Origin of the sequence: Pseudomonas sp. TKO26, assembly GCF_003225665.1 — a bacterium.
Lineage (GTDB): Bacteria > Pseudomonadota > Gammaproteobacteria > Pseudomonadales > Pseudomonadaceae > Aquipseudomonas > Aquipseudomonas saponiphila.
In genome coordinates this window covers 38705-56599 of sequence record NZ_QKLN01000043.1, presented here as the reverse complement: position 1 = coordinate 56599, position 17895 = coordinate 38705, and the positions used below count along the sequence as shown (strand labels likewise).

17 protein-coding genes are annotated in these 17895 nt (G+C 67.4%); all 17 read left to right on the top strand.

The genetic code is table 11. The features are described 5' to 3' along the window. Positions 1-2: 2 nt before the first annotated feature. Entirely contained in the window at positions 3-1130 is a 1128-nt protein-coding gene (locus tag DNK59_RS30850; protein ID WP_092313894.1) for a radical SAM protein, read from the top strand. Next, positions 1120-3351, top strand: coding sequence for a fatty acid--CoA ligase family protein (locus DNK59_RS30845; RefSeq protein ID WP_110725763.1), 2232 nt, complete (start codon positions 1120-1122; stop codon positions 3349-3351). Before DNK59_RS30850 ends, DNK59_RS30845 begins: the two co-directional genes overlap by 11 nt. Beyond that, entirely contained in the window at positions 3348-3602 is a 255-nt protein-coding gene (locus tag DNK59_RS30840) for an acyl carrier protein (RefSeq protein WP_016967073.1), read from the top strand. Before DNK59_RS30845 ends, DNK59_RS30840 begins: the two co-directional genes overlap by 4 nt. Positions 3603-3721: 119 nt before the next feature. After that, a complete protein-coding gene (locus DNK59_RS30835) occupies positions 3722-5047 on the top strand; it encodes a PLP-dependent aspartate aminotransferase family protein (RefSeq protein ID WP_208605263.1) in 1326 nt (441 codons plus the stop codon). Next, positions 5044-6108: an OsmC family protein gene (locus DNK59_RS30830; RefSeq protein ID WP_085057525.1), complete on the top strand. Its 1065-nt coding sequence runs from the start codon at positions 5044-5046 to the stop codon at positions 6106-6108. Before DNK59_RS30835 ends, DNK59_RS30830 begins: the two co-directional genes overlap by 4 nt. Next, a complete protein-coding gene (locus DNK59_RS30825) occupies positions 6093-6497 on the top strand; it encodes a VOC family protein (RefSeq protein WP_110725762.1) in 405 nt (134 codons plus the stop codon). Before DNK59_RS30830 ends, DNK59_RS30825 begins: the two co-directional genes overlap by 16 nt. A 9-nt stretch (positions 6498-6506) precedes the next feature. Next, positions 6507-7151 (top strand): sulfotransferase, encoded by a 645-nt coding sequence (locus DNK59_RS30820; RefSeq protein WP_110725761.1) that lies wholly within the window; start codon positions 6507-6509, stop codon positions 7149-7151. Continuing rightward, complete coding sequence (locus DNK59_RS30815; protein ID WP_110725760.1) at positions 7144-7815, top strand: HAD-IA family hydrolase; 672 nt, start codon at positions 7144-7146, stop codon at positions 7813-7815. The genes DNK59_RS30820 and DNK59_RS30815 overlap by 8 nt, the downstream gene beginning before the upstream one ends. Then, positions 7793-8227 (top strand): type II 3-dehydroquinate dehydratase, encoded by a 435-nt coding sequence (locus tag DNK59_RS30810; protein WP_016967067.1) that lies wholly within the window; start codon positions 7793-7795, stop codon positions 8225-8227. The genes DNK59_RS30815 and DNK59_RS30810 overlap by 23 nt, the downstream gene beginning before the upstream one ends. Next, the gene (locus DNK59_RS30805; RefSeq protein ID WP_158288772.1) at positions 8220-8534 is read left to right on the top strand and encodes a phosphopantetheine-binding protein; all 315 of its coding nucleotides are present in this window, start codon (positions 8220-8222) and stop codon (positions 8532-8534) included. The genes DNK59_RS30810 and DNK59_RS30805 overlap by 8 nt, the downstream gene beginning before the upstream one ends. Further along, positions 8531-12529, top strand: coding sequence for a non-ribosomal peptide synthetase (locus tag DNK59_RS30800; protein WP_110725758.1), 3999 nt, complete (start codon positions 8531-8533; stop codon positions 12527-12529). Before DNK59_RS30805 ends, DNK59_RS30800 begins: the two co-directional genes overlap by 4 nt. A 125-nt stretch (positions 12530-12654) precedes the next feature. Continuing rightward, positions 12655-13047, top strand: a complete 393-nt coding sequence (locus tag DNK59_RS30795; RefSeq protein ID WP_110725757.1) for a VOC family protein — start codon at positions 12655-12657, stop codon at positions 13045-13047. Positions 13048-13089: 42 nt separating this feature from the next. Continuing rightward, positions 13090-13443 carry a DUF1801 domain-containing protein gene (locus DNK59_RS30790; RefSeq protein WP_016966241.1) on the top strand — a complete coding sequence of 118 codons (354 nt, stop codon included), beginning with the start codon at positions 13090-13092 and terminating at the stop codon, positions 13441-13443. A 100-nt stretch (positions 13444-13543) separates the two neighbouring features. Then, the gene (locus DNK59_RS30785; protein ID WP_092313910.1) at positions 13544-14284 is read left to right on the top strand and encodes a class I SAM-dependent methyltransferase; all 741 of its coding nucleotides are present in this window, start codon (positions 13544-13546) and stop codon (positions 14282-14284) included. A 24-nt stretch (positions 14285-14308) separates the two neighbouring features. Then, the gene (locus DNK59_RS30780) at positions 14309-14929 is read left to right on the top strand and encodes a sugar O-acetyltransferase (RefSeq protein ID WP_085057499.1); all 621 of its coding nucleotides are present in this window, start codon (positions 14309-14311) and stop codon (positions 14927-14929) included. Positions 14930-14946: 17 nt separating this feature from the next. Then, a complete protein-coding gene (gene cysC / locus DNK59_RS30775; protein WP_110725756.1) occupies positions 14947-15564 on the top strand; it encodes an adenylyl-sulfate kinase in 618 nt (205 codons plus the stop codon). After that, positions 15564-17888, top strand: coding sequence for an RND family transporter (locus tag DNK59_RS30770; RefSeq protein WP_092313914.1), 2325 nt, complete (start codon positions 15564-15566; stop codon positions 17886-17888). Before cysC ends, DNK59_RS30770 begins: the two co-directional genes overlap by 1 nt. Positions 17889-17895 lie beyond the last annotated feature (7 nt).

Here is a 17895-nt window from a genome sequence, read left to right as displayed (position 1 = left end):
CCATGAGCAAAGCCGAACCGGTGAACTTCCTCGGCCACAGCCGCTTGCTGGGCAACGACCTGGTGATCAACGAGGACTCCTGCAACCTGGGCTGCACCTACTGCCTGACCGGGCAGAGCAACATGAAGTCGTCCCACGAGGGCAAGTTGATCTTCCAACCACCAGTGCATGACGTCTACAGCGAAGACAGCGAGCTGGGCCAGCGCCTGCAGACCATCGTCGAACGGGTCAACCGCACCTTCAGGCCACCGCTGCTGAAACTCACCGGCGGCGAGATCTTCATCATCAAGGGCATCATGAGCTTCATCGAGCGCATGGCGCCGCTGCACGAGGTGCTGATCGTCCAGACCAACGGCCTGCCGCTGACCCGGGACAAAGTGCGGCGCCTGGCCGAGCTGGGCAATGTCGTGGTGCAGATTTCCCTGGACAGCAGCCACTATGAGGGCAACAGCTACCGGGTCCTGTCGCCGCGCATCCACGAGATGATCATGGAGCGCATCGCCATGGTCCTGGAGGCCGGCCTGCCGCTGGAAATCTACGGCGTGCTGAATGATCGCAGCGCGCCTTACCTGCGGGAGTTCGTCGAATGGTGCGCCCAGTTTGAAGACAACCCGCCGCAGCTGTTTCCCTTCCCCGTGCGCGGCCCGGACAGCGACAGCTTCAAGGTCCGGCCCGAGCAGTATCCGCTGATCGATGAGCTGTTCGAGCTGCGCGAGCGCTACCCGCAGATCCTGCCGCCCAAGGCCTACCTGGACCGCCTCAGCTCGTTCTACCACCAGGGCCGGCGCACCTGGCGCTGCCACCTGCCGCGACTGGTGCTGTCGACCTTCAGCGACGGCGTGGCCACGCCGTGCCCGAACATCTGGTTCCACAACATGGGCAATCTGCTGGAGGACGACTGGAACAAGGCCCTGGCCCCGGTCAACCGTTCACCTTTCTATCAATTGCTGCTGGCCGAGCGGCCGCGCCTGGATGCCTGCAAGGGTTGCTTCACCCCCTGGGACACCCTGAGCCTGTACTTCGAGGACGCCATCAGCCTCGACGAACTGTGCCGCGCGCCGTCCTACGCTCCGGCAGCGGTCAGGAGCCTGCTCGAACACGCCAAGGAGGCCTATCGCCATGGTGCATGAGTGGCCTGACGACGAGCGCTGGTTCAACGAAGTGACCGCCGGCCCGGTGCTGGCCGCCTTGCCTGCCGCCGTGCGCGAGCGCTGGGCAGAGCCGCTGGCGGTGCTGGCCGCCGCTGGCCCGCAGCGCCTGCTGCTGGTGTTCGACAGTTCCCTGGAGCATGTCGCTCTGCTGCTGATGCTGCTGCAGCACGGCCTGTCGCCGCTGCTGGTGGCCAGCGATGCCCGGCCCGGGGAATTGCAGCGCTACGCGGCCCAGGCCGCCATCAGCCACTGCCTGGCGCTGGATCAGGGGCAATTGCAGGTGACCCGCCTGGAGCCGGGCAGCGGCGAGCCGGCGCAGTTGCCGCAGCGGCGTGGCCTGTATCTGCTGACCTCGGGCACCACCGGCGAGCCGTCGCTGATCTTTCGCGATCTGCAAAGCTGGCGTGACGAAGGCCTGCGCTACTGCCGCCTGCTGCAACTGGGCCCCGAGGACCGGGTGCTGTTCATCGCTCCGGTGTATCACGCTTATGCCCTGGGCTGGTTATGGGGCGCGCTGCTGGCCGGGAGCCAGGTGCGGGTCTGCAAGCCCACGGAGCTGGGGGCCGGGTTGCAGGCGTTGCGCCACTGGGCCAGCCATGCCGTGGTAACGCCACTGTTGGCCGGTCTGCTGGCCCAGCGCGGCGGACCGGGAACCCGTCCCGAAGGGCTCAAGGGCGTGATGTCCGGCGCCGGCCCGGTGGACGGCCAGCTCGACCAGCAGTTCCAGCAGGCCTTCGGCATCGGCCTGTCGCGCAACTATGGCAGTACCGAAAGCGGTGCGGTGTTTGCCGGCGTCGCGCCGTTGCCGCCGCTGTCCATCGGCTTTCCCATGCCGGGGATCGAGGTGCTGCAGCCGGGCGCGCCGGGCCAGCCCTTCGCCCTCAAGGTGCGACTCGAAGACGGGCGCCTCTACGACACCGGCGACATCGCCGAACAGAGCGCCGCCGGCTACAGCATCGTCGGCCGCGAAAGCACGGCGATCCGCCGTGGCGAGCGCTGGATCTCGCCGTTCGAGATCGAGTCGGTGCTGGGCAGCCACCCGGATGTGCAGGATTGCGCGGTGCGTGCGGTCAAGTCGGCCCAGGCGGGCAACGACCATGTCTTTGCCTTCGTGGTCTGGAACCCGCAACGCCCCTGGGACCCGCGTCTGCTGCGCGAGCATTGCCAGGCCCACCTGGCGCCGGCCAAGGTTCCCGACCGCTTCGAGCGCACGCCGCTGATCGCCCGCAGCGGCAACGGCAAGCCGCTGCTCAGCCGGCGCTATCGTCCGGCGAACAATCAGGTGCTGCTGGAGGCCGCCCATGCCTACAAGCGTTCGCAGTTGCTGCTGGCGCTGTGGGAGAGCGGGGCCTTGCAGCTCAGTGCCCAGGGCCTGAGCGTCGATCAGGTCGCCCAGCGCACCGGCCTGCATGCCCACACCCTGGCGGTGGCCTTCGACACGGCCCAGGCCAACGGCCTGCTGCACGAGGCCGCGGAGGCCGAGACGCCGCAGGACCTGGAGGACCTGGCCGCGGTGCTGGACCTGGAGTCCTTCAACAGCCGCCACTGGAACCGCCTGGACGCGTTGCTGGCGGTGCTGCACGACGGCCTGGACCGGCGCGCCTTCGAACAGACCCCCAAGCACCCGCAACTGCAGCGCCGTTACCAGCGCGCGGTGGCCGGGGCGGACAAGCAACTGGCGGCCCAGCTGACCTGGCGCAAGGCCCTGCACAAGGCCCCCAGGGCCATCGCCCTGCTGGACATCTGCGCCACCGGCGCGGTGTACACCCAGGCCTTGCTGGGCCGTCGGCGCCTGGATTGCCGGGCCAGTCGGATCGTGCAGCTGGGCGGGCTCAACCCGCCGGCGGCGGATATCCCGGTGCACAGCCACGAGGACCTGGCGCAGCTGGACGCGCGCGGGTTCGACGTGATCGTGCTCGACAACACCCTGCATCAGCCCGGGGTGGCCCAGGCCCTGCCGGCCTTGCTCGAACGCCTGGGGCCCGATGGCCAGCTGATCATCGACGAGATCTTTTTCAACGACACGGCTTCGGCGGCCGTCGGCGTGGACTGGCTGACCCATGGCGGCTGCCAGTACCCGCGGCAGGCCGAAGTGGTGACGGCGCTGGCGCGCCATGGATTCGTCGCCGAGCCAGTCTGGCGCCGCGAATCGACGATTTACCAATGCACGATGTTATTCACCAGGAGTTTAGAAAAATGACCGACACCGACCGCTTGATCAAAGTGTTCTCCAGCACCGTGGGCCGTGAACTGAACCGGGAAGACCTCTCGGGAGGGGACCTGATCGGCAGCCTCGGGCTGAACTCGATCGACGCCCTGCAACTGCTGATCCAGGTGGAAACCGAATTCGGCTTCTCCATCGAGGACAACGAGCTGTCCATCGAACTGGTCAATTCCCTGGAGCGCCTGGAGGCCTTCGTCGCCGACAAGACCCAGGCCCGGGTGGGCTGACCTGGCTGGCGGCCGATCCCGTTAGCCAAGCTCGGGCGTGCTGTTCTCGGCCCGTACCGACCAGGGTGATCCGGCATCCGCTGGATCACCCGCAAGATTCGCAAGACGAGGGAATGCGTGTGAACGACGTAAACAAGACCGCGGCGGAGTTTGCCAATCGTCCCGGCACCGACGCCCAGTTGCCCTGGCTCAACCAGTTGAACCGCCAGCGCCTGGCCGGTCCGGCGATGGCCAACAATCGTTGCCTGAACCAGGGCGAGACGGCGGCGACACTCTGTGTGCACGCCGGCACCTATGAGGACCCGGTGACCGGGGCGGTGGGCACGCCGATATTTCCCAGCACCACCTTCCGCTTCAGCCAGACCACCTACGAGTCGTTTCTGGAAGGCTATATCCGCGACATCCCGACCTACAGCCGCTACGGCAACCCGGGGCAATGGTCGGTGCAGTTGAAGGTGGCCGCGCTGGAAGGCGCGCAGAGCGCCCTGGTGCTGTCCTCGGGCATGGCGGCGATCTCCTCGACCCTGTTCGCCCTGACCAATCGCAACGGCCACATCATTTCTTCCTATGACCTGTACGGCGGCAGCTACAGCCTGCTGCACGCCGATATCGGCCAGGCCGGGCGCTCGGTGAGCTATGTCGATCCGCTGGACCTGGACGAGATCCGCCGGGCCATCCGCCCGCAAACCCAGATCATGTTCTTCGAGCTGCTGTCCAACCCGCTGATGAAGGCCATCGACCTGGTCGCCATCGCCGCATTGTGCAAACAGCAGAACATTCTGCTGGTGGTGGACAACACTTTCCTGTCCCCCATCAGTTGCCGCCCCCTGGAATGGGGCGCGGACATCGTCATCCACTCGGCCACCAAGTACCTCAACGGCCACAGCGACGCCACCAGCGGCGCCGTGGCGGGCAGTCGCAAGCTGGTGGACCGGATCTGGGCCCAGCTGCTGCGCTTTGGCGGCAGCCTCGACCCCTTCGTGTGCTTTCTCCTGGAGCGGGGCATGAAGACCCTGGCGGTGCGTATGCAGGCCCACGCTGCCGGCGCCCGGCAGGTCACGGCTTTTCTCGAACGGCACGCGCGGGTCAAGCGGGTGCATTCGCTGTACGCCCAGGACTATGCCCACCCCCATCTGTACCAGTACGCCGGCCAGGCCACCTGCGGCATGCTCAGCTTTGAACTGGAGGGCGGCGACGCCGCGGCGCTGGCGCTGCTGGAGCACCTGCGGCTGATCACCTGCGCCACCAGCCTGGGCGGCGTGGAGTCCCTGGTGAGCCTGCCGTTCAACACCTCCCACAGCGGCTTGACCCGCGAGCAGCAGACCAAGATCGGCCTCAATCCCGGGCTGGTGCGACTGTCGGTGGGGATCGAGGATCCCGACGACCTGTGCGCCGACCTCGAACAGGCCTTGCAGCAGGTCTACCAAGGAGGCGAGCAGCCATGAGAAACGGCATGAACATCTCGGGTTTCAGCGAGATCGTCCACGAGATCCAGCAAGAGCCGGCCCAGGCGATCTTCCGCTATGGGGCCTACGCCCAGTATTCGCCTGCCGCCGGCATGCTCGCTGGGGTCGCCCCGGCGACCATCGGCCTGCTGCGCGCGCCGCGGCATTTCGAGGTGCCGATCCGCCCGAGCCCGGCGTTGCAGTGCCACGGCCTGCTGGACCCGGCGTGGCCCCAGGAACTGGCCCTGGCGGCGTTGTCCGGGTGCTTCCTGGTGTCGGCGGTTTCAGGGTTTTCCGCGCGCCGGACCACCGTCGATCACCTGTCCATGACCACCCGTGCGCAACTGCAGGAGGCCGGCGCCGCCGCGCCCCAGGTGCGCTACGAGATCCGCTCGGGAACCGACAAGAAGCTCAGCGAGGCGCTGGAGGTGATCGAGGCGGTGAAGACCCACAGCCCCAACCATCAGACCTTCGTCCAGCCCCTGGGGCTGGCGGCGCGGCTGGTGGATGCCGGGCGCCCAGAGGACTGGCAGCGCTTTGCGCCACTGGACAGCGCCCCGGCATCCGCCGCTGCGGCGCCGGGGCAGGCCCTGAGCCTGGATTGCCAGTGGCTCTACGGCACCCAGCTGCGCGCCGACTTCGCCGGGCAGGCGCCCGAGGATCGGCGCAGTTTTCCCATCGACCAGCCCAAGCAGCTGGCGGGCATCGACTGGGGCCCCAATCCCCAGGAGTACCTGTTGATGGCCATCGCCGCCGATGTGCTGGCCCAGCTCAGCCGCCGCCAGCAATTACCCGGGGCGGTGCGCCTGGACATCCGCGCCATGGTCGACATCCGCGGCATGTGCGAGGTGGCGCCGACCCCGGTGCACCTGCAGGACATCGAGCTGGACCTGCAGGTCGAGGGCTGGCCGGCGGCGCAACGCTCCCGGCTGCAGGCGCAGTTGGCGGCGAGCATCGAGGCCTCGGTGGTCTGCGCGCTGATTCGCCACCGGGTCGCCTTCGAGTTCCAGGTCGGTGCCCGGCCACAGCCCGAGGAGGCGCGCCAATGCCTGCCCTGCTGAGTGGCTCGACCCTGTGCTTCGCCACCCTGGCGGTGCCCGACCTGGCCGCCGCCGAAGCCTTCTACGTGGAGGTCCTGGGGTTCCGCGTCAGCCGGCGCTTTGCCCCGACCCGCTGGATCAGCCTGGACGGGGACGAGCAGGGCGGTGCCGGCTTCGGCCTGATCGAGGACCCGGAGCGCCCCTGGCCATCGGCGGCGGTGATGCATGACTTGCTGGTGTCCGGGCTCGATGCACTGATCGCCCGGCTGCCGGCGGCGGTGCGGATCATCGAGCCGCCGCTGGCGACCCTCTGGGGCAGCTACAAGGCGGTGATCGAGGACCCCTTCGGCCATCGGCTCGGGCTGGTGCAGCGCGAGCCCCGGGACCCGGGCCCGCAACAGAACGACTAAGGAGCAGGGATGCTTAAGCAATATGAGTGCATGAACGTGCCGGACTGTGTCGCTGCCAATGGCGGCAGCGTGACCGTGGTGTCGGGGCTGCCGCGTTCCGGCACCTCGATGATGATGCGCGCCCTGGCCAGTGGCGGCCTGGCGCCGCTGACCGACCACCTGCGCCAGGGCGATGCGCGCAACCCCCATGGCTACTTCGAATGGGAGGCGGTCAAGACTCGGGACGACTATCTGGCCTGGATGGATCAGGCCCGCGGGCGGGCGGTCAAGCTGGTGTCGCGCTTTCTCCAGTATCTGCCGGCGACCCATGGCTACCGGGTGCTGTTCATGCACCGCGAGATCGACGCGGTGATCCGCTCGCAGCGCGACATGGCCGAGCACCACAGCGGCCAGGCCTGGGGTGCGCGCGAGGCGCAGGACCTGGCCCGGCTGTATCGCGAGCATGTGGCACAGGTCCTGGCCTGGGTCCGCCAGCGGCCCAACATGCAACTGCTGGAGCTGGACTATCAACGGGTGCTGCAGGACCCGCACGGCGAGTTCGCCCGGGTCGCGGCCTTCCTGGCGCCGCAGTCCCTGGCGCTGGCCCCCATGGTGGCCACGGTGGACCGTGGCCTGGATCATCAAGCGGCGCTGGAGACTGCGGCCCATGTCTGAATCTGCGATCAACGCGGTCATCTTCGACCTCGACGGCACCCTCATCGACAGCAAGCAGGTGATCCGCGAGGCCTATCACGCGGCCCACGCCCAGGTGCTGGGGGCGGATGTCGAGCCGCCACCCTTCAGCGAATACTGCAAGCACCTGGGCCGCAGCTTCGTGCAGATCATGAAGATCATGGGGCTGCCGCCACAGATGCATCCGGTGTTCATGCAGGAAAGCAATGCGCGCATGCAGAAGATCCGCGTGTTCGATGGCGTCCGCCCGCTGCTGGCGGGGCTGCGCGACCGGGGCATTCCCATGGCCATCGCCACCGGCAAGGATCACCAGCGCACGGTGGCGATTCTCGATCACCTGGGCCTGCTGGAGTACTTCGCGCGGATCGTCGGCAGCGACGATGTGGCCAACCCCAAGCCGGCGCCGGACATGGCGCGGATCATCGTCGAGCACTTGCAGGTGCCGGCCGCCGGCTGCCTGTTCATCGGCGACGCCCTGGCCGACCTGCAATGCGGCGAGGCGGCGGGCATGCAGACCGCGCTGGCGCTCTGGGACCATCCCGCCGAGGACATCCGGCGCTACCCCTGCACCTATCGATTGACCGACCCACGCCAGATCCTGGCCCTGCTGGAGGTGGCCAGCCATGCCGACGTTACTCCTGCTTAATGGCCCCAACCTGGGCCGCCTGGGGCAGCGTGAGCCCCAGGTCTATGGCGCCAAGAGCCTGGCCGAGATCACCCGCGAGGTCGGCGCGCTGGCCGCTGCCCGCGGCTGGACGCTGCTGGCCCGGCAGAGCAATCACGAAGGCGAGCTGATCGACTTCATCGAAAGCCAGCACCAGGCCGAAGCCCTGATCATCAACCCGGGGGCGTTGATGATGTCTGGCTGGGCCCTGCGCGATGCGCTGCAGGATTACCCGGGCCGCTGGATGGAAGTGCACATCTCCAACCTGTTCGCCCGCGAAGCCTTCCGCCACAGCTCGGTGCTGGCGCCCCTGTGCCACGGCTTCATCGCCGGCCTGGGCAGCGATGCCTATGTGCTGGCGGCGCGGGCGCTGCTGGGAGCCGTCCATGACTAGTGCAATCTCGACGGGCCCGCTGCAGGCCCGGCTACTGGACGATGTGCTGGAGCTGTGTGCCCAGTTGCTGAAACTGGCGCCGCACCAGCTGGACGGCGCGGCCAACTTCTTCGCCTGCGGTGGCAACTCGCTGCAGGCCCTGCAGCTGTGCGCGCTGCTGGAACAACGTCACCCGCAGCTGTGGGGCGAGGACGGTATCGACCTGACCCTGATCGTCGGCACCGCCAGCCTCGGCGAGTTCGTCGCCGGGCTGCTGCGCGCGGCGCACAGCGAGCCGCGAGCGTCGATGCTGGAGGGCGAACTATGAGCCAGGCGGTGGCGACACTGATCGAGCATTGGGAGCAGCGCGGCGTCCATCTCTACGAAGAGGCCGGGCGCCTGCGCTATCGCTGCGACGAGGCCGGGCTGCCCGCAGACATCCGGCACAGCGTCGGCCAGGAAAAGCACCGTCTGCTGGATTACCTGGCGCCGCCCGATCCGCTGGCGGCACCCTTGGCCGGCCTGCGCCAGGCCTACTGGCTGGGGGAGCACTCGGCCTTCAGCCAGGGCAGCGCCGCCTACCTGCACCTGGTGTATGCCGGTGCCGTGCCGACGGCGGCACAGCTGCAGGGCGCCCTGGCGCGGATGCTGGTCCGGCACCCGGTCCTGGGCTACACCCTGGACGCCCATTCACCGCGCTTCAAGCCCCTGGCCGCGGGGTTGCCGAGCGTCGAGCAACAGCCCGCGGTGGCCGGTGCGCGGGCGCGGCATTGCGCCTCCCTGGCGGACAGCGCCATGCCCATTGCGCCCCTGGCCGCGGAACAGCCGCTGCTGCGCCTGGTACTGGTGGAGGACCACGAGGAGCGCTGCCTGCACGTGGTCTACCGGCTGGCGTTGTTCGATGCGCCGGCGGTGCAGATCTTCATCAACGACCTGCTGGCACTGGTGACGCAGGAGGCCGACGGCGCGCTCCCCGGCTATGCCCCGGCGGCGCTCGCCGCCTTGAGCCGCAACCGGCGCCTGGCGCGGTACAAGGCCCGCCACTACTGGCAGCGCAAGATTCCCCAACTGGCCGCCGGCCCCGATCTGCCCCTGGCCCGGCGCAGCCCCGGAACGTCGGCGGCGCCGCGTTTCATCGAGCACCGGCGGATCCTGGGCCCGCAGCTGCAACAGGCCCTGGAGGCCGCAGCAAGACGCCATCAGGTGTCGCTCAACGCCACCTTGCTGACCCTGTTCCTGCAGACCCTGGCGCGCTGGTCGGGCAAGGCTTCGGTGACCTGCAGCGTCATGTACAACACCCGGGCACAGCTCGAACCGGCGCTGGCTTCGACCCTTGGCAACCAGGCCGACACCCTGTTGCTCGACCTACCGCCCCAGCCTCTGGCGTTCGCCGCCTGCGCCCGGCAGGTCCAGCAGGATCTGTACGCGGCGCTGCAGCATGGCGCCTACGACGGCGTGTCGGTGGTTCGCCAGTGGATCCGCGAGCACGACCAGCGGGCCAGCAGCGCCGAGCCGCCGATGCCCTATGTGTTCTCCTCGTTGCTGGAGATGGACCTGCCGGCCGCGCCCCTGCAGCAGACCGACCACGCGATGATGACGCCGCAGATCTGGATCGACGCCCAGGCCTTCGCCAGCGCCGACGGCCTGTGCCTGTCCTGGGACGAGCGCGAGGGGCTGTTCGAAACCGGGCTGATTGCCCAGGCCTTCGAGCATTTTCATGGCGCCCTGGAGCGCCTGGCCCTGCAGCCGCAGAGCTGGGACTTGAGCGAGTTGCCCTTGCCGCAGTCCTTGCTGGAACGGGTCGACCGTTTCAACCACTTGCAGCGGCCGCTGTCCGGACAGGCGCTCTATCAGGGGCTGCTGCATCAGGCGGCGCAGCGCCCGGATGCGCCGGCGGTGTTGAGCGACGATGCCAGCCTGAGCTTTGCCCAGTTGCTGTGTCTGGCCAGTCGTCTGGCCAGCCACCTGAACGAGAACGGGGTCGGGCCCAGCGACCATGTGGTGGTGCGTGGCAGTCGTGACATTGGCAACGTGGTGGCGATCTACGCGGTGCTGATGGCCGGTGCCACCTATGTTCCGGTGAGCAAGACTTCGCCGCCGCGCCGGGTGCATTCGATCATCAATCAGGCCGCGGCCACCACGGTCCTGGGCGATGACGACGGGGACATCGCGGCGATCATCGCTTCGCCGGTGAACTGGTCGCTCAACTACCGGCACTGGCTGCAGTCGTCCGAGGCCCGGGGCCCGGCGATCAGCCCGGCCTACCCGGCGGTGGATACGGCCCTGGCCTACATCATGTTCACCTCGGGCACCACCGGTACGCCCAAGGGCGTGGCGATCAGCCATCGCGCGGCGCTCAACACCCTGCAGGACTGCCGCGAACACTTGGCCATCGAGCCTGCGGACCGCTTGCTCGGGGTCAGTGAGTTCAGCTTCGATCTGTCGGTGTTCGACCTGTTCATGCCGGCCCTGTGCGGCTGCGCGCTGATCCTCGCGACCAATGGCCAGCGCAGCACTGATCCGCAAGCCTGGCTCGACGCCGCGCAGCGCCACCGGGCGAGTGTCTGGAACTCGGTTCCGGCGATCATGGAAATGGCCCTGGGCTACGCCAGGGCCGTGGACCGGCCGGACGCTCTCGCCAGCGTGCGGCTGTGGATGGCCAGCGGCGACTGGATCGCCCTGGGCCTGCCCGAACGTTTGCGGGAACTGGCCCCGGGCTCGCGCTTCATGGCGCTGGGCGGGGCCACCGAAGCGGCCATCTGGTCCAATTGCTTCGAGGTCCGGCAGGTGGACCGGCAATGGCCGAGCATTCCCTACGGACGGCCCCTGAGCAATCAGCGTTTCTACATACTCGACGCCCTGGGCCGTCGTTGTCCGCCCGCGGTCAAGGGCATGCTGTACATCGCCGGCGAAGGCCTGGCCGCCGGTTACATCCACGACCGCCAGCGTACCGATCAGGCGTTCTTCATCGAGCCCGGGTTGCAGCAGCGGGTCTACCGCACCGGCGACATGGGCCGCCTGCGCATGGACGGGGAGATCGAGTTCCTCGGCCGCGAGGACCTGCAAGTCAAGCTCAATGGCATGCGTGTGGAACTGGCGGAAATCGAGGCGGTGCTGGCCCGGGCCCCCGGGGTGCAACAGGCGGCCACCTGCGTTGATGGCAGCGGCGCCCTGTACGGCTTCTTCGTGGCCCGCGAGCCGCTGCCCAGCGGCGAGTCGGTGCTGGACTTCGCCGCCCAGTACCTCAACCCCTACATGGTGCCGGTGCGCCTGTTCGCCCTGGCGCAGCTGCCGCTGACGGCCAATGGCAAGGTCGACCGCGAGGCGCTGCGGGCCTTGCTGCCGGGGCTCTGCGGGCCACAGGCGGCGGCCGCGGACGCGGGCTTCTCGGCGCGCCGGGAACTGCTGCTGGGCTGCGTGCAGCGGGTCCTGCCGGCGCTGCGCGAGGCCGACGGGTCCTGGTTCGACCAAGGGGCTTCGTCACTGCACGCGGTGCACATCCTGCTGGCACTGAACAGCGAGCTGGGGCTGGACCTGAGTCTGGCGGACATTTACGCCTACCCCTCGGTCAATGCCTTGCTCGGCTACCTGCAGGGCGGCGGACAGCGGCCGCGCAATCGGGTGGACTTCTGCGCCCGCGTCGATGACAAGCGGCCGCTGCTGGTGCTGGTGCACCCGGTGGGCGGCGCGCTGTCGTGCTACTGGCCGCTGATCCGCCTGCTGCGCGAGAGCTTCGAGGTGATCGGCCTGTGCGCCGACGCCGGGCAGCGTTTCGACAGCCTCCAGGCCCAGGCCCGGGAATACCTCGGACAGCTGCAGGAGCGCCTGCTGGCGGGGCGCCCGGTGGTGGTCGCCGGCTGGTCGTTCGGCGGTGTGCTGGCGGTGGAAATGGCCCGCCTGCTGAGTGCCGAGGGGCAGGGGCGGCCGGCCCTGGTGACCCTCGACGCGGGCGCGCCGCCGGAGCCGGCGCCGGAGTTGCCGCCCAGCCTGTTGCAGCAACTGTTCCAGCGCGACCTGGAGCAGTCCGCACGGATCCAGGCCGAGGGCCAGGCGCTGCCGGCCATCGCCGAAAGCGCCTCCCAGGAACGCTTTGCCCTGTTCTGTCGGCACTACGCGGCCCTGCTGGACTATCGCTACCGGCCGGTGAATTGCCCGAGCTGGCACCTGCGGGCCAGTGTCGAACACCGCTCCAGCGGCCTGCGGCCCTTGGCCGAGCAAGCCGTGGGCGAGCGCTGCCTGACCCTGACCGCAGATCACTACAGCCTGCTGTCCGGGGCCGCCCTGGAGCAGGTGGTGCAGTGCCTGATACAGGCGGCCCGATGAAACACCGGCGGCAGGGGCATTCAGTGCTGGCGCAAGTACAGCCTTACCGGGAAAATCCACACCGGCTCGCGGCTGCCCTGCGGCACCACGAGTCGCATAAACAGAGCAATTTAAGGAGTGACACTGTGAAGTTTGGATACACGATTGTTTATGTCCCCGATGTCGAAGCCTCGATCCGTTTCTTCGAAGACGCCTTCGGCTTCTCCCGGCGCTTTCTCGACGAATCCGGTGATTACGGTGAACTCGACAGTGGCGCCACCACCCTGGCGTTTGCCAGTCGCGAGCTGGCCCATTCCAACTGCGAGGGCGGCTATCAGTTCTGCAGCCCCCAGCAGCAACCCCTGGGCATCGAGATCGCCCTGGTCACCGACGATGTGCCCAAGGCCCATGCCAAGGCCCTGGCCGTCGGCGCCACGGAACATGCGCCAGTGCAGAAAAAGCCCTGGGGGCAGGTGGTTTCCTATGTTCGCTGCCCGGCCGGGACCCTGGTGGAGCTGTGCACCCCGGTGGGCCAGTGATTGCTCGGTCCGACCCAAGACAGCGGCAGGGAGTGCCCAAGCATGCGTAAAACCGAAGATGCGGTTCTGACCTTGCTCGAGGACATCGGCAGCACCCACGGCCACCTGCTGCAGGTGGTGCAACGGGTACGCCAGGTGGTGGAGGAGTGCTGTGGCACGGTCGCCGAATCGGTGAAGTACGGGGGCATCCTGTTTTCCCGTGTCGCGCCGTTCTGCGGGGTCTACGCCTATACCGGACATGTGTCGGTGGAGTTTGGCCAGGGCTATCTGTTCGAAGACCCGCATCGGGTTCTGGAAGGCTCGGGAAAGTTTCGCCGACATATAAAACTGCTGACACTAGCGGATGTTCAAGACAAACATCTTGCCGACTATATAAGGCAAGCACTCAATCACTAGTTCCTTGAACTGAACACTTAACTAACGGTTGTTTCCTGCGGGGGATTCTATCCCCCGCACGGGACCTTATTGCCCAAAAAAACACAGAGTGGAACAGCACATGAGCGATGCCAGCACCTACGGCGAAACCCTGGCCGATATCTATGACGATCTGTATGGCGAGGCGCCGGCCAATGCCATCGAAGTGCTGGTGGCCATGGCCGGCACCCGCGAGCCGGTCCTGGAACTGGGCATCGGCACCGGGCGCTTCGCCTTGCCGATGCGCGAGCGCGGGGTCCAGGTGCATGGCGTCGATGCTTCGCCGTCGATGCTGGAGAAGCTGCGGGCCAAGCCCGGCGGCGCCGAGCTGCCGCTGACCCAGGCCGACTTCGCCACCCTCGAAGGGGTCCGCGGCGGGCCTTTCAGCCTGGCCTTCTGCACCTTCAGCTCGTTGTTCCTGCTGCCGTCACAGGCCGCCCAGGTCAGCTGTTTCAAGGCCACCAGCGGCTTGCTCAAGGAACACGGACGGCTGGTGATCGAAACCTTCTACCCGGACCTGTCGCGCTACGCCAAGGACCAGCCGGTGTACGTCGGTGGCCTGGAGCGCAACGAGGTACTGCTGGAAGCCTCGCGCCTGGACCCGGTGGCCCAGCGGGTCAGCTGTCGCTTTATCCGCCTGCAGGCGCAGGGCATGCGGGTGATTCCGGTGGAGCTGCGCTACGCCTGGCCGGCCGAGCTGGACCTGATGGCCGAACTGGCCGGCATGCGTCTGCTGGAGCGTTGGTCGAGCTGGGACAAGACGCCCTTCGTCGAGGGGTCGTTCAAACATATATCCGTCTATGAAAAGTTGCCGCAGGCCTGAACTTATTGAACTTCGGAGTTGCTCATGGACGTTTCGCAAGTTGCAACTAACGCAAGCCGCAAACAACCTTCGGCCCGCGAACTCATGTTGGCCGGTGAATGGTTCTGCACCCCTGATATGGAACTGGCACGGATGCGCATGCGTGCCCAGGAGTTGCAGCGGCTCTACAACAACTGTTCGCCGCTGGATATCAAGCAACAACAAGCCTTGCTGGCCCGGCTGCTCAAGCGAGTGGGGCGCAACAGTTGGGTGGAAGCCAACTTCCATTGCGACTATGGCGTGCATATCGAGATTGGCGACGAGGTGTTCATCAACATGAACTGCACCTTTGTCGACGGCAACCGGATCGTCCTTGGCGACCGGGTCTACCTCTCGCCCAACGTGCAACTGATGACCACCCGCCACCCGCTGCAGCCCGAGGCGCGCACGGTGCTGGTCGATGGCCGGCGCAAATGCGTGCAGCGCGCGGCGCCGATCGTCCTGGGCAACGACGTCTGGGTCGGTGCCGGCGCGGTGCTGCTGGGAGGTGTGGAGGTGGGTGACAACAGCGTGATCGGCGCCGGCAGCGTGGTCACCCGTTCGATTCCCCCCGGTGTGCTGGCGGCGGGCAACCCCTGCCGAATCATTCGCTCGGTCTATGAGTGACCCCATTGGATGTGCCTATGAGAGACGTGACAGTGAATAGCTATGACATGAGCAAGGGCGACACCGGCGGCAGGGCCCGCGGTGGCGCAACGGCGCTGGCCCACGGGCCGCTGTGCGTCTGGTTCACCGGCCTGTCCGGTGCCGGCAAGTCGACCCTGGCCAGGGCCCTGGAGGCCCGGCTCGAAGCGCTGGGCGCGCGGGTCAGGGTGCTCGATGGCGACGATCTGCGCAGTGGCTTGAACAGCGACCTGAAGTTCTCCGCCGCCGACCGCAAGGAGAACGTCCGCCGCCTGGGGGAGGTCGCCCGGCTGTTCTACGACAGTGGCTACATCGTGCTGGTCAGCGCCATTTCGCCCTTTATCGAAGATCGCCAGCGGGCACGGGCGCTGTTTCCTGGCGGGCACTTCCTTGAAGTGCACGTGGCCACCGCCCTGGCCCTGTGCGAGTCCCGCGACCCCAAGGGCCTGTATGCCCGGGCCCGCAGCGGCCAGCTGGCGCAGTTCACCGGGATCGACAGCGCCTATGAGCCGCCGCCGGCCTGCGAGTGCCAGATCGAGACGGCCGGACGCAGCGTCGAGGAGGGCGTCGCCCAGCTGCTTGAGCTGATCGGCACCGGTCCTGGAGGGCGCCGCTGATGGCCACTTCAACCTTCGAACGCTGGCTCAAGCGTTACCGCTTCTGGCTGTTCACCCTGACGCTGATCCTGGTGGCGGTGCTGTCCTGGGGGATGACCTCGATCCGCTTCGCCGCCGACTACCGGGCGTTCTTTCCCGAGGGCGAAAAGACCGTCGAGCAACTGGATGCGCTGCATCGCCAGTTCGGCAAGTCCGACACCCTGCTGTTCGTGATCAAGAACCCCAAGGGCACGATGTTCACCCGTGCCTACCTGGAACAGCTGCATGAGCTGACCCAGCGCGCCTGGCACATTCCCCACGCCTATCGGGTCGACTCGGTGACCAACTTCCAGCACGTGTTCGCCGAGGACGACACGGTGCACGTCGAGGCCCTGGTGCGCGAGCCGGCGGACCTGACACCGGCGCATATCCAGCTGATGGAGCGCCTGGGACGCAATGACATCGAACTGGTCAAGCGCCTGGTGTCCAGTGATGGGCAGACCGTGGGCGTGCTGGTGACCCTGCAGTTTCCGCCCCAGACCCTGGACGCGGCGCTCGCCGCCACCGCCGAAGGCCAGCGCCTGCTGGATGACTTCGCGCGTAACAACCCCGGGCTGCAAGTGCACCTGACCGGGCTGGCCGCGGTGGAGGCGGCCTACCCGCAAGCCGCGCAGCAGGACATGGCGGTGCTGACCCCGCTGATGTACCTGATCATTCTCCTGGCCAGCGTGCTGATGCTGCGCAGCCTCGGTGCGCTGCTGGTGGTGTTGATCGCCATCAGCCTGGCCACCGCCGCGACCCTGGGCGCCAGCGGCTGGCTGGGGTTCGAGGCGACCGCGCTGACCGGGCTGCTGCCGACCATCGTGCTGGCCACCTCGGTGGCGGAGATCATGCACGTGCTGTCGGCGGCGCGGCAGATGAGCGGCCAGTACGGCGAGCGCCGGGTGGACCTGGCCTGTGCGGCGATCAAGGACACCATCAAGCCCATCGCCATCGGCACCGCGACCAATGCCGTGGGCTTCTACAGCCTGGTGTTCGCTGCGTCGCCGCCCTACAAGGAGTTCGGCGTGCTGGCCGCGATCGGCGCGGTGATGGCGCTGCTGGTGACCCTCTCGGTGGCCGCGGTGCTGATTCCGCTGCTGCGCCTCAAGCCGCTGGAAGGCGCGGCCAGCCGCCGCTACTCGGCGTACATGGAGCCGTTGCTGCGCTACCCGAAACTCTGCCTGCTGGGCTTCGTGGTGCTGTTCGTGCTGGCGATCGAGCCGGCGCGCCACAACCTGATCAATGACCGGATCGTCGAGAACTTCGACACCAGCATCCCGGTGCGCAATGCCACCGAGTTCGCCATGGACAACCTGTCCGGCATCTATCGCCTGGAGTACGTCGCCACCTCCAGCAAGGGCGATATCTCCGATCCGGCCTTTCTGCAGGAGCTGGATCGCTTCGCCCAATGGCTCAGGACCCAGCCGGAGGTCGATTCGGTGACCACCCTCGGCGATGCCCTGAAGAAGCTCAACCAGACCATGAACGGTGGTCGACCCGAGGACTACCGCTTGCCGGTGGACCCGGCGCTGGCGGCGCAGATGCTGCTGGTCTACGAGATGTCGTTGCCCTTCGGCCTGGACCTGGGCAGCCAGATCAACATCGACAAGTCGGCCACGCGCCTGGTGGTGACCCTGACCCGGCTCGACACCCAGCAGATCCGCGACATCAAGCAGCGCGCCGATGACTGGTGGCAGGCCAATGCCCGGCGCAGCGCGCTGATCCCGGGCCTGGGCACGGGGGAGGCGGTGGTGTTCGCCAACCTGACCCACATCAGCATCGAGTACATGGTCAACGGCCTGCTGTTCGAGTTGCTGACCATCACCCTGATGGTGGCGTTCTTCCTGCGCAACGCCGGGCTGGGGCTGATCAGCGTGCTGCCCAACATCTTTCCGTTCTTCATCATGTTCGGCCTCTGGGGCCTGTGGCGCGGCGAGATCAACACCGCGGCGATCAACGTCTGCGTGGTGGTCTACGGCCTGATCGTCGAGGCCACGATCCACATCATGAGCCACTACAAGGGGCTGCGCCTGGAGCAGGGGCATTCGCCCCGGGAAGCCCTGCGCCTGACCTACCAGCATGTGCTGCCGTCGGTGTTCGCCAACTCGGTGATCCTCGCCTCGGGCTTCATGGTGATGACCCTCTCGCCGTTTTCCATGAACGCCGACTTCGGCCTGCTGGCGGTGATCGCGATCTTCCTCGGACTGATCTTCGACGCCCTGTGCCTGCCCCTGGTGCTGCTGACCTTCGACCGCTTCCTGTGGGGCCGCGCCGCCACCCGGCTGGCGCCCCGCGAAGCCTGACCCGACC

Bases quoted from the DNA above. Each gene is read 5' to 3' on its own strand.
- DNK59_RS30850 (WP_092313894.1), top strand. From the start codon at position 3: ATGAGCAAAGCCGAACCGGTGAACTTCCTCGGCCACAGCCGCTTGCTG.
- DNK59_RS30845 (WP_110725763.1), top strand. From the start codon at position 1,120: ATGGTGCATGAGTGGCCTGACGACGAGCGCTGGTTCAACGAAGTGACC.
- DNK59_RS30840 (WP_016967073.1), top strand. From the start codon at position 3,348: ATGACCGACACCGACCGCTTGATCAAAGTGTTCTCCAGCACCGTGGGC.
- DNK59_RS30830 (WP_085057525.1), top strand. From the start codon at position 5,044: ATGAGAAACGGCATGAACATCTCGGGTTTCAGCGAGATCGTCCACGAG.
- DNK59_RS30825 (WP_110725762.1), top strand. From the start codon at position 6,093: ATGCCTGCCCTGCTGAGTGGCTCGACCCTGTGCTTCGCCACCCTGGCG.
- DNK59_RS30820 (WP_110725761.1), top strand. From the start codon at position 6,507: ATGCTTAAGCAATATGAGTGCATGAACGTGCCGGACTGTGTCGCTGCC.
- DNK59_RS30815 (WP_110725760.1), top strand. From the start codon at position 7,144: ATGTCTGAATCTGCGATCAACGCGGTCATCTTCGACCTCGACGGCACC.
- DNK59_RS30810 (WP_016967067.1), top strand. From the start codon at position 7,793: ATGCCGACGTTACTCCTGCTTAATGGCCCCAACCTGGGCCGCCTGGGG.
- DNK59_RS30805 (WP_158288772.1), top strand. From the start codon at position 8,220: ATGACTAGTGCAATCTCGACGGGCCCGCTGCAGGCCCGGCTACTGGAC.
- DNK59_RS30800 (WP_110725758.1), top strand. From the start codon at position 8,531: ATGAGCCAGGCGGTGGCGACACTGATCGAGCATTGGGAGCAGCGCGGC.
- DNK59_RS30790 (WP_016966241.1), top strand. From the start codon at position 13,090: ATGCGTAAAACCGAAGATGCGGTTCTGACCTTGCTCGAGGACATCGGC.
- DNK59_RS30785 (WP_092313910.1), top strand. From the start codon at position 13,544: ATGAGCGATGCCAGCACCTACGGCGAAACCCTGGCCGATATCTATGAC.
- DNK59_RS30780 (WP_085057499.1), top strand. From the start codon at position 14,309: ATGGACGTTTCGCAAGTTGCAACTAACGCAAGCCGCAAACAACCTTCG.
- cysC (WP_110725756.1), top strand. From the start codon at position 14,947: ATGAGAGACGTGACAGTGAATAGCTATGACATGAGCAAGGGCGACACC.
- DNK59_RS30770 (WP_092313914.1), top strand. From the start codon at position 15,564: ATGGCCACTTCAACCTTCGAACGCTGGCTCAAGCGTTACCGCTTCTGG.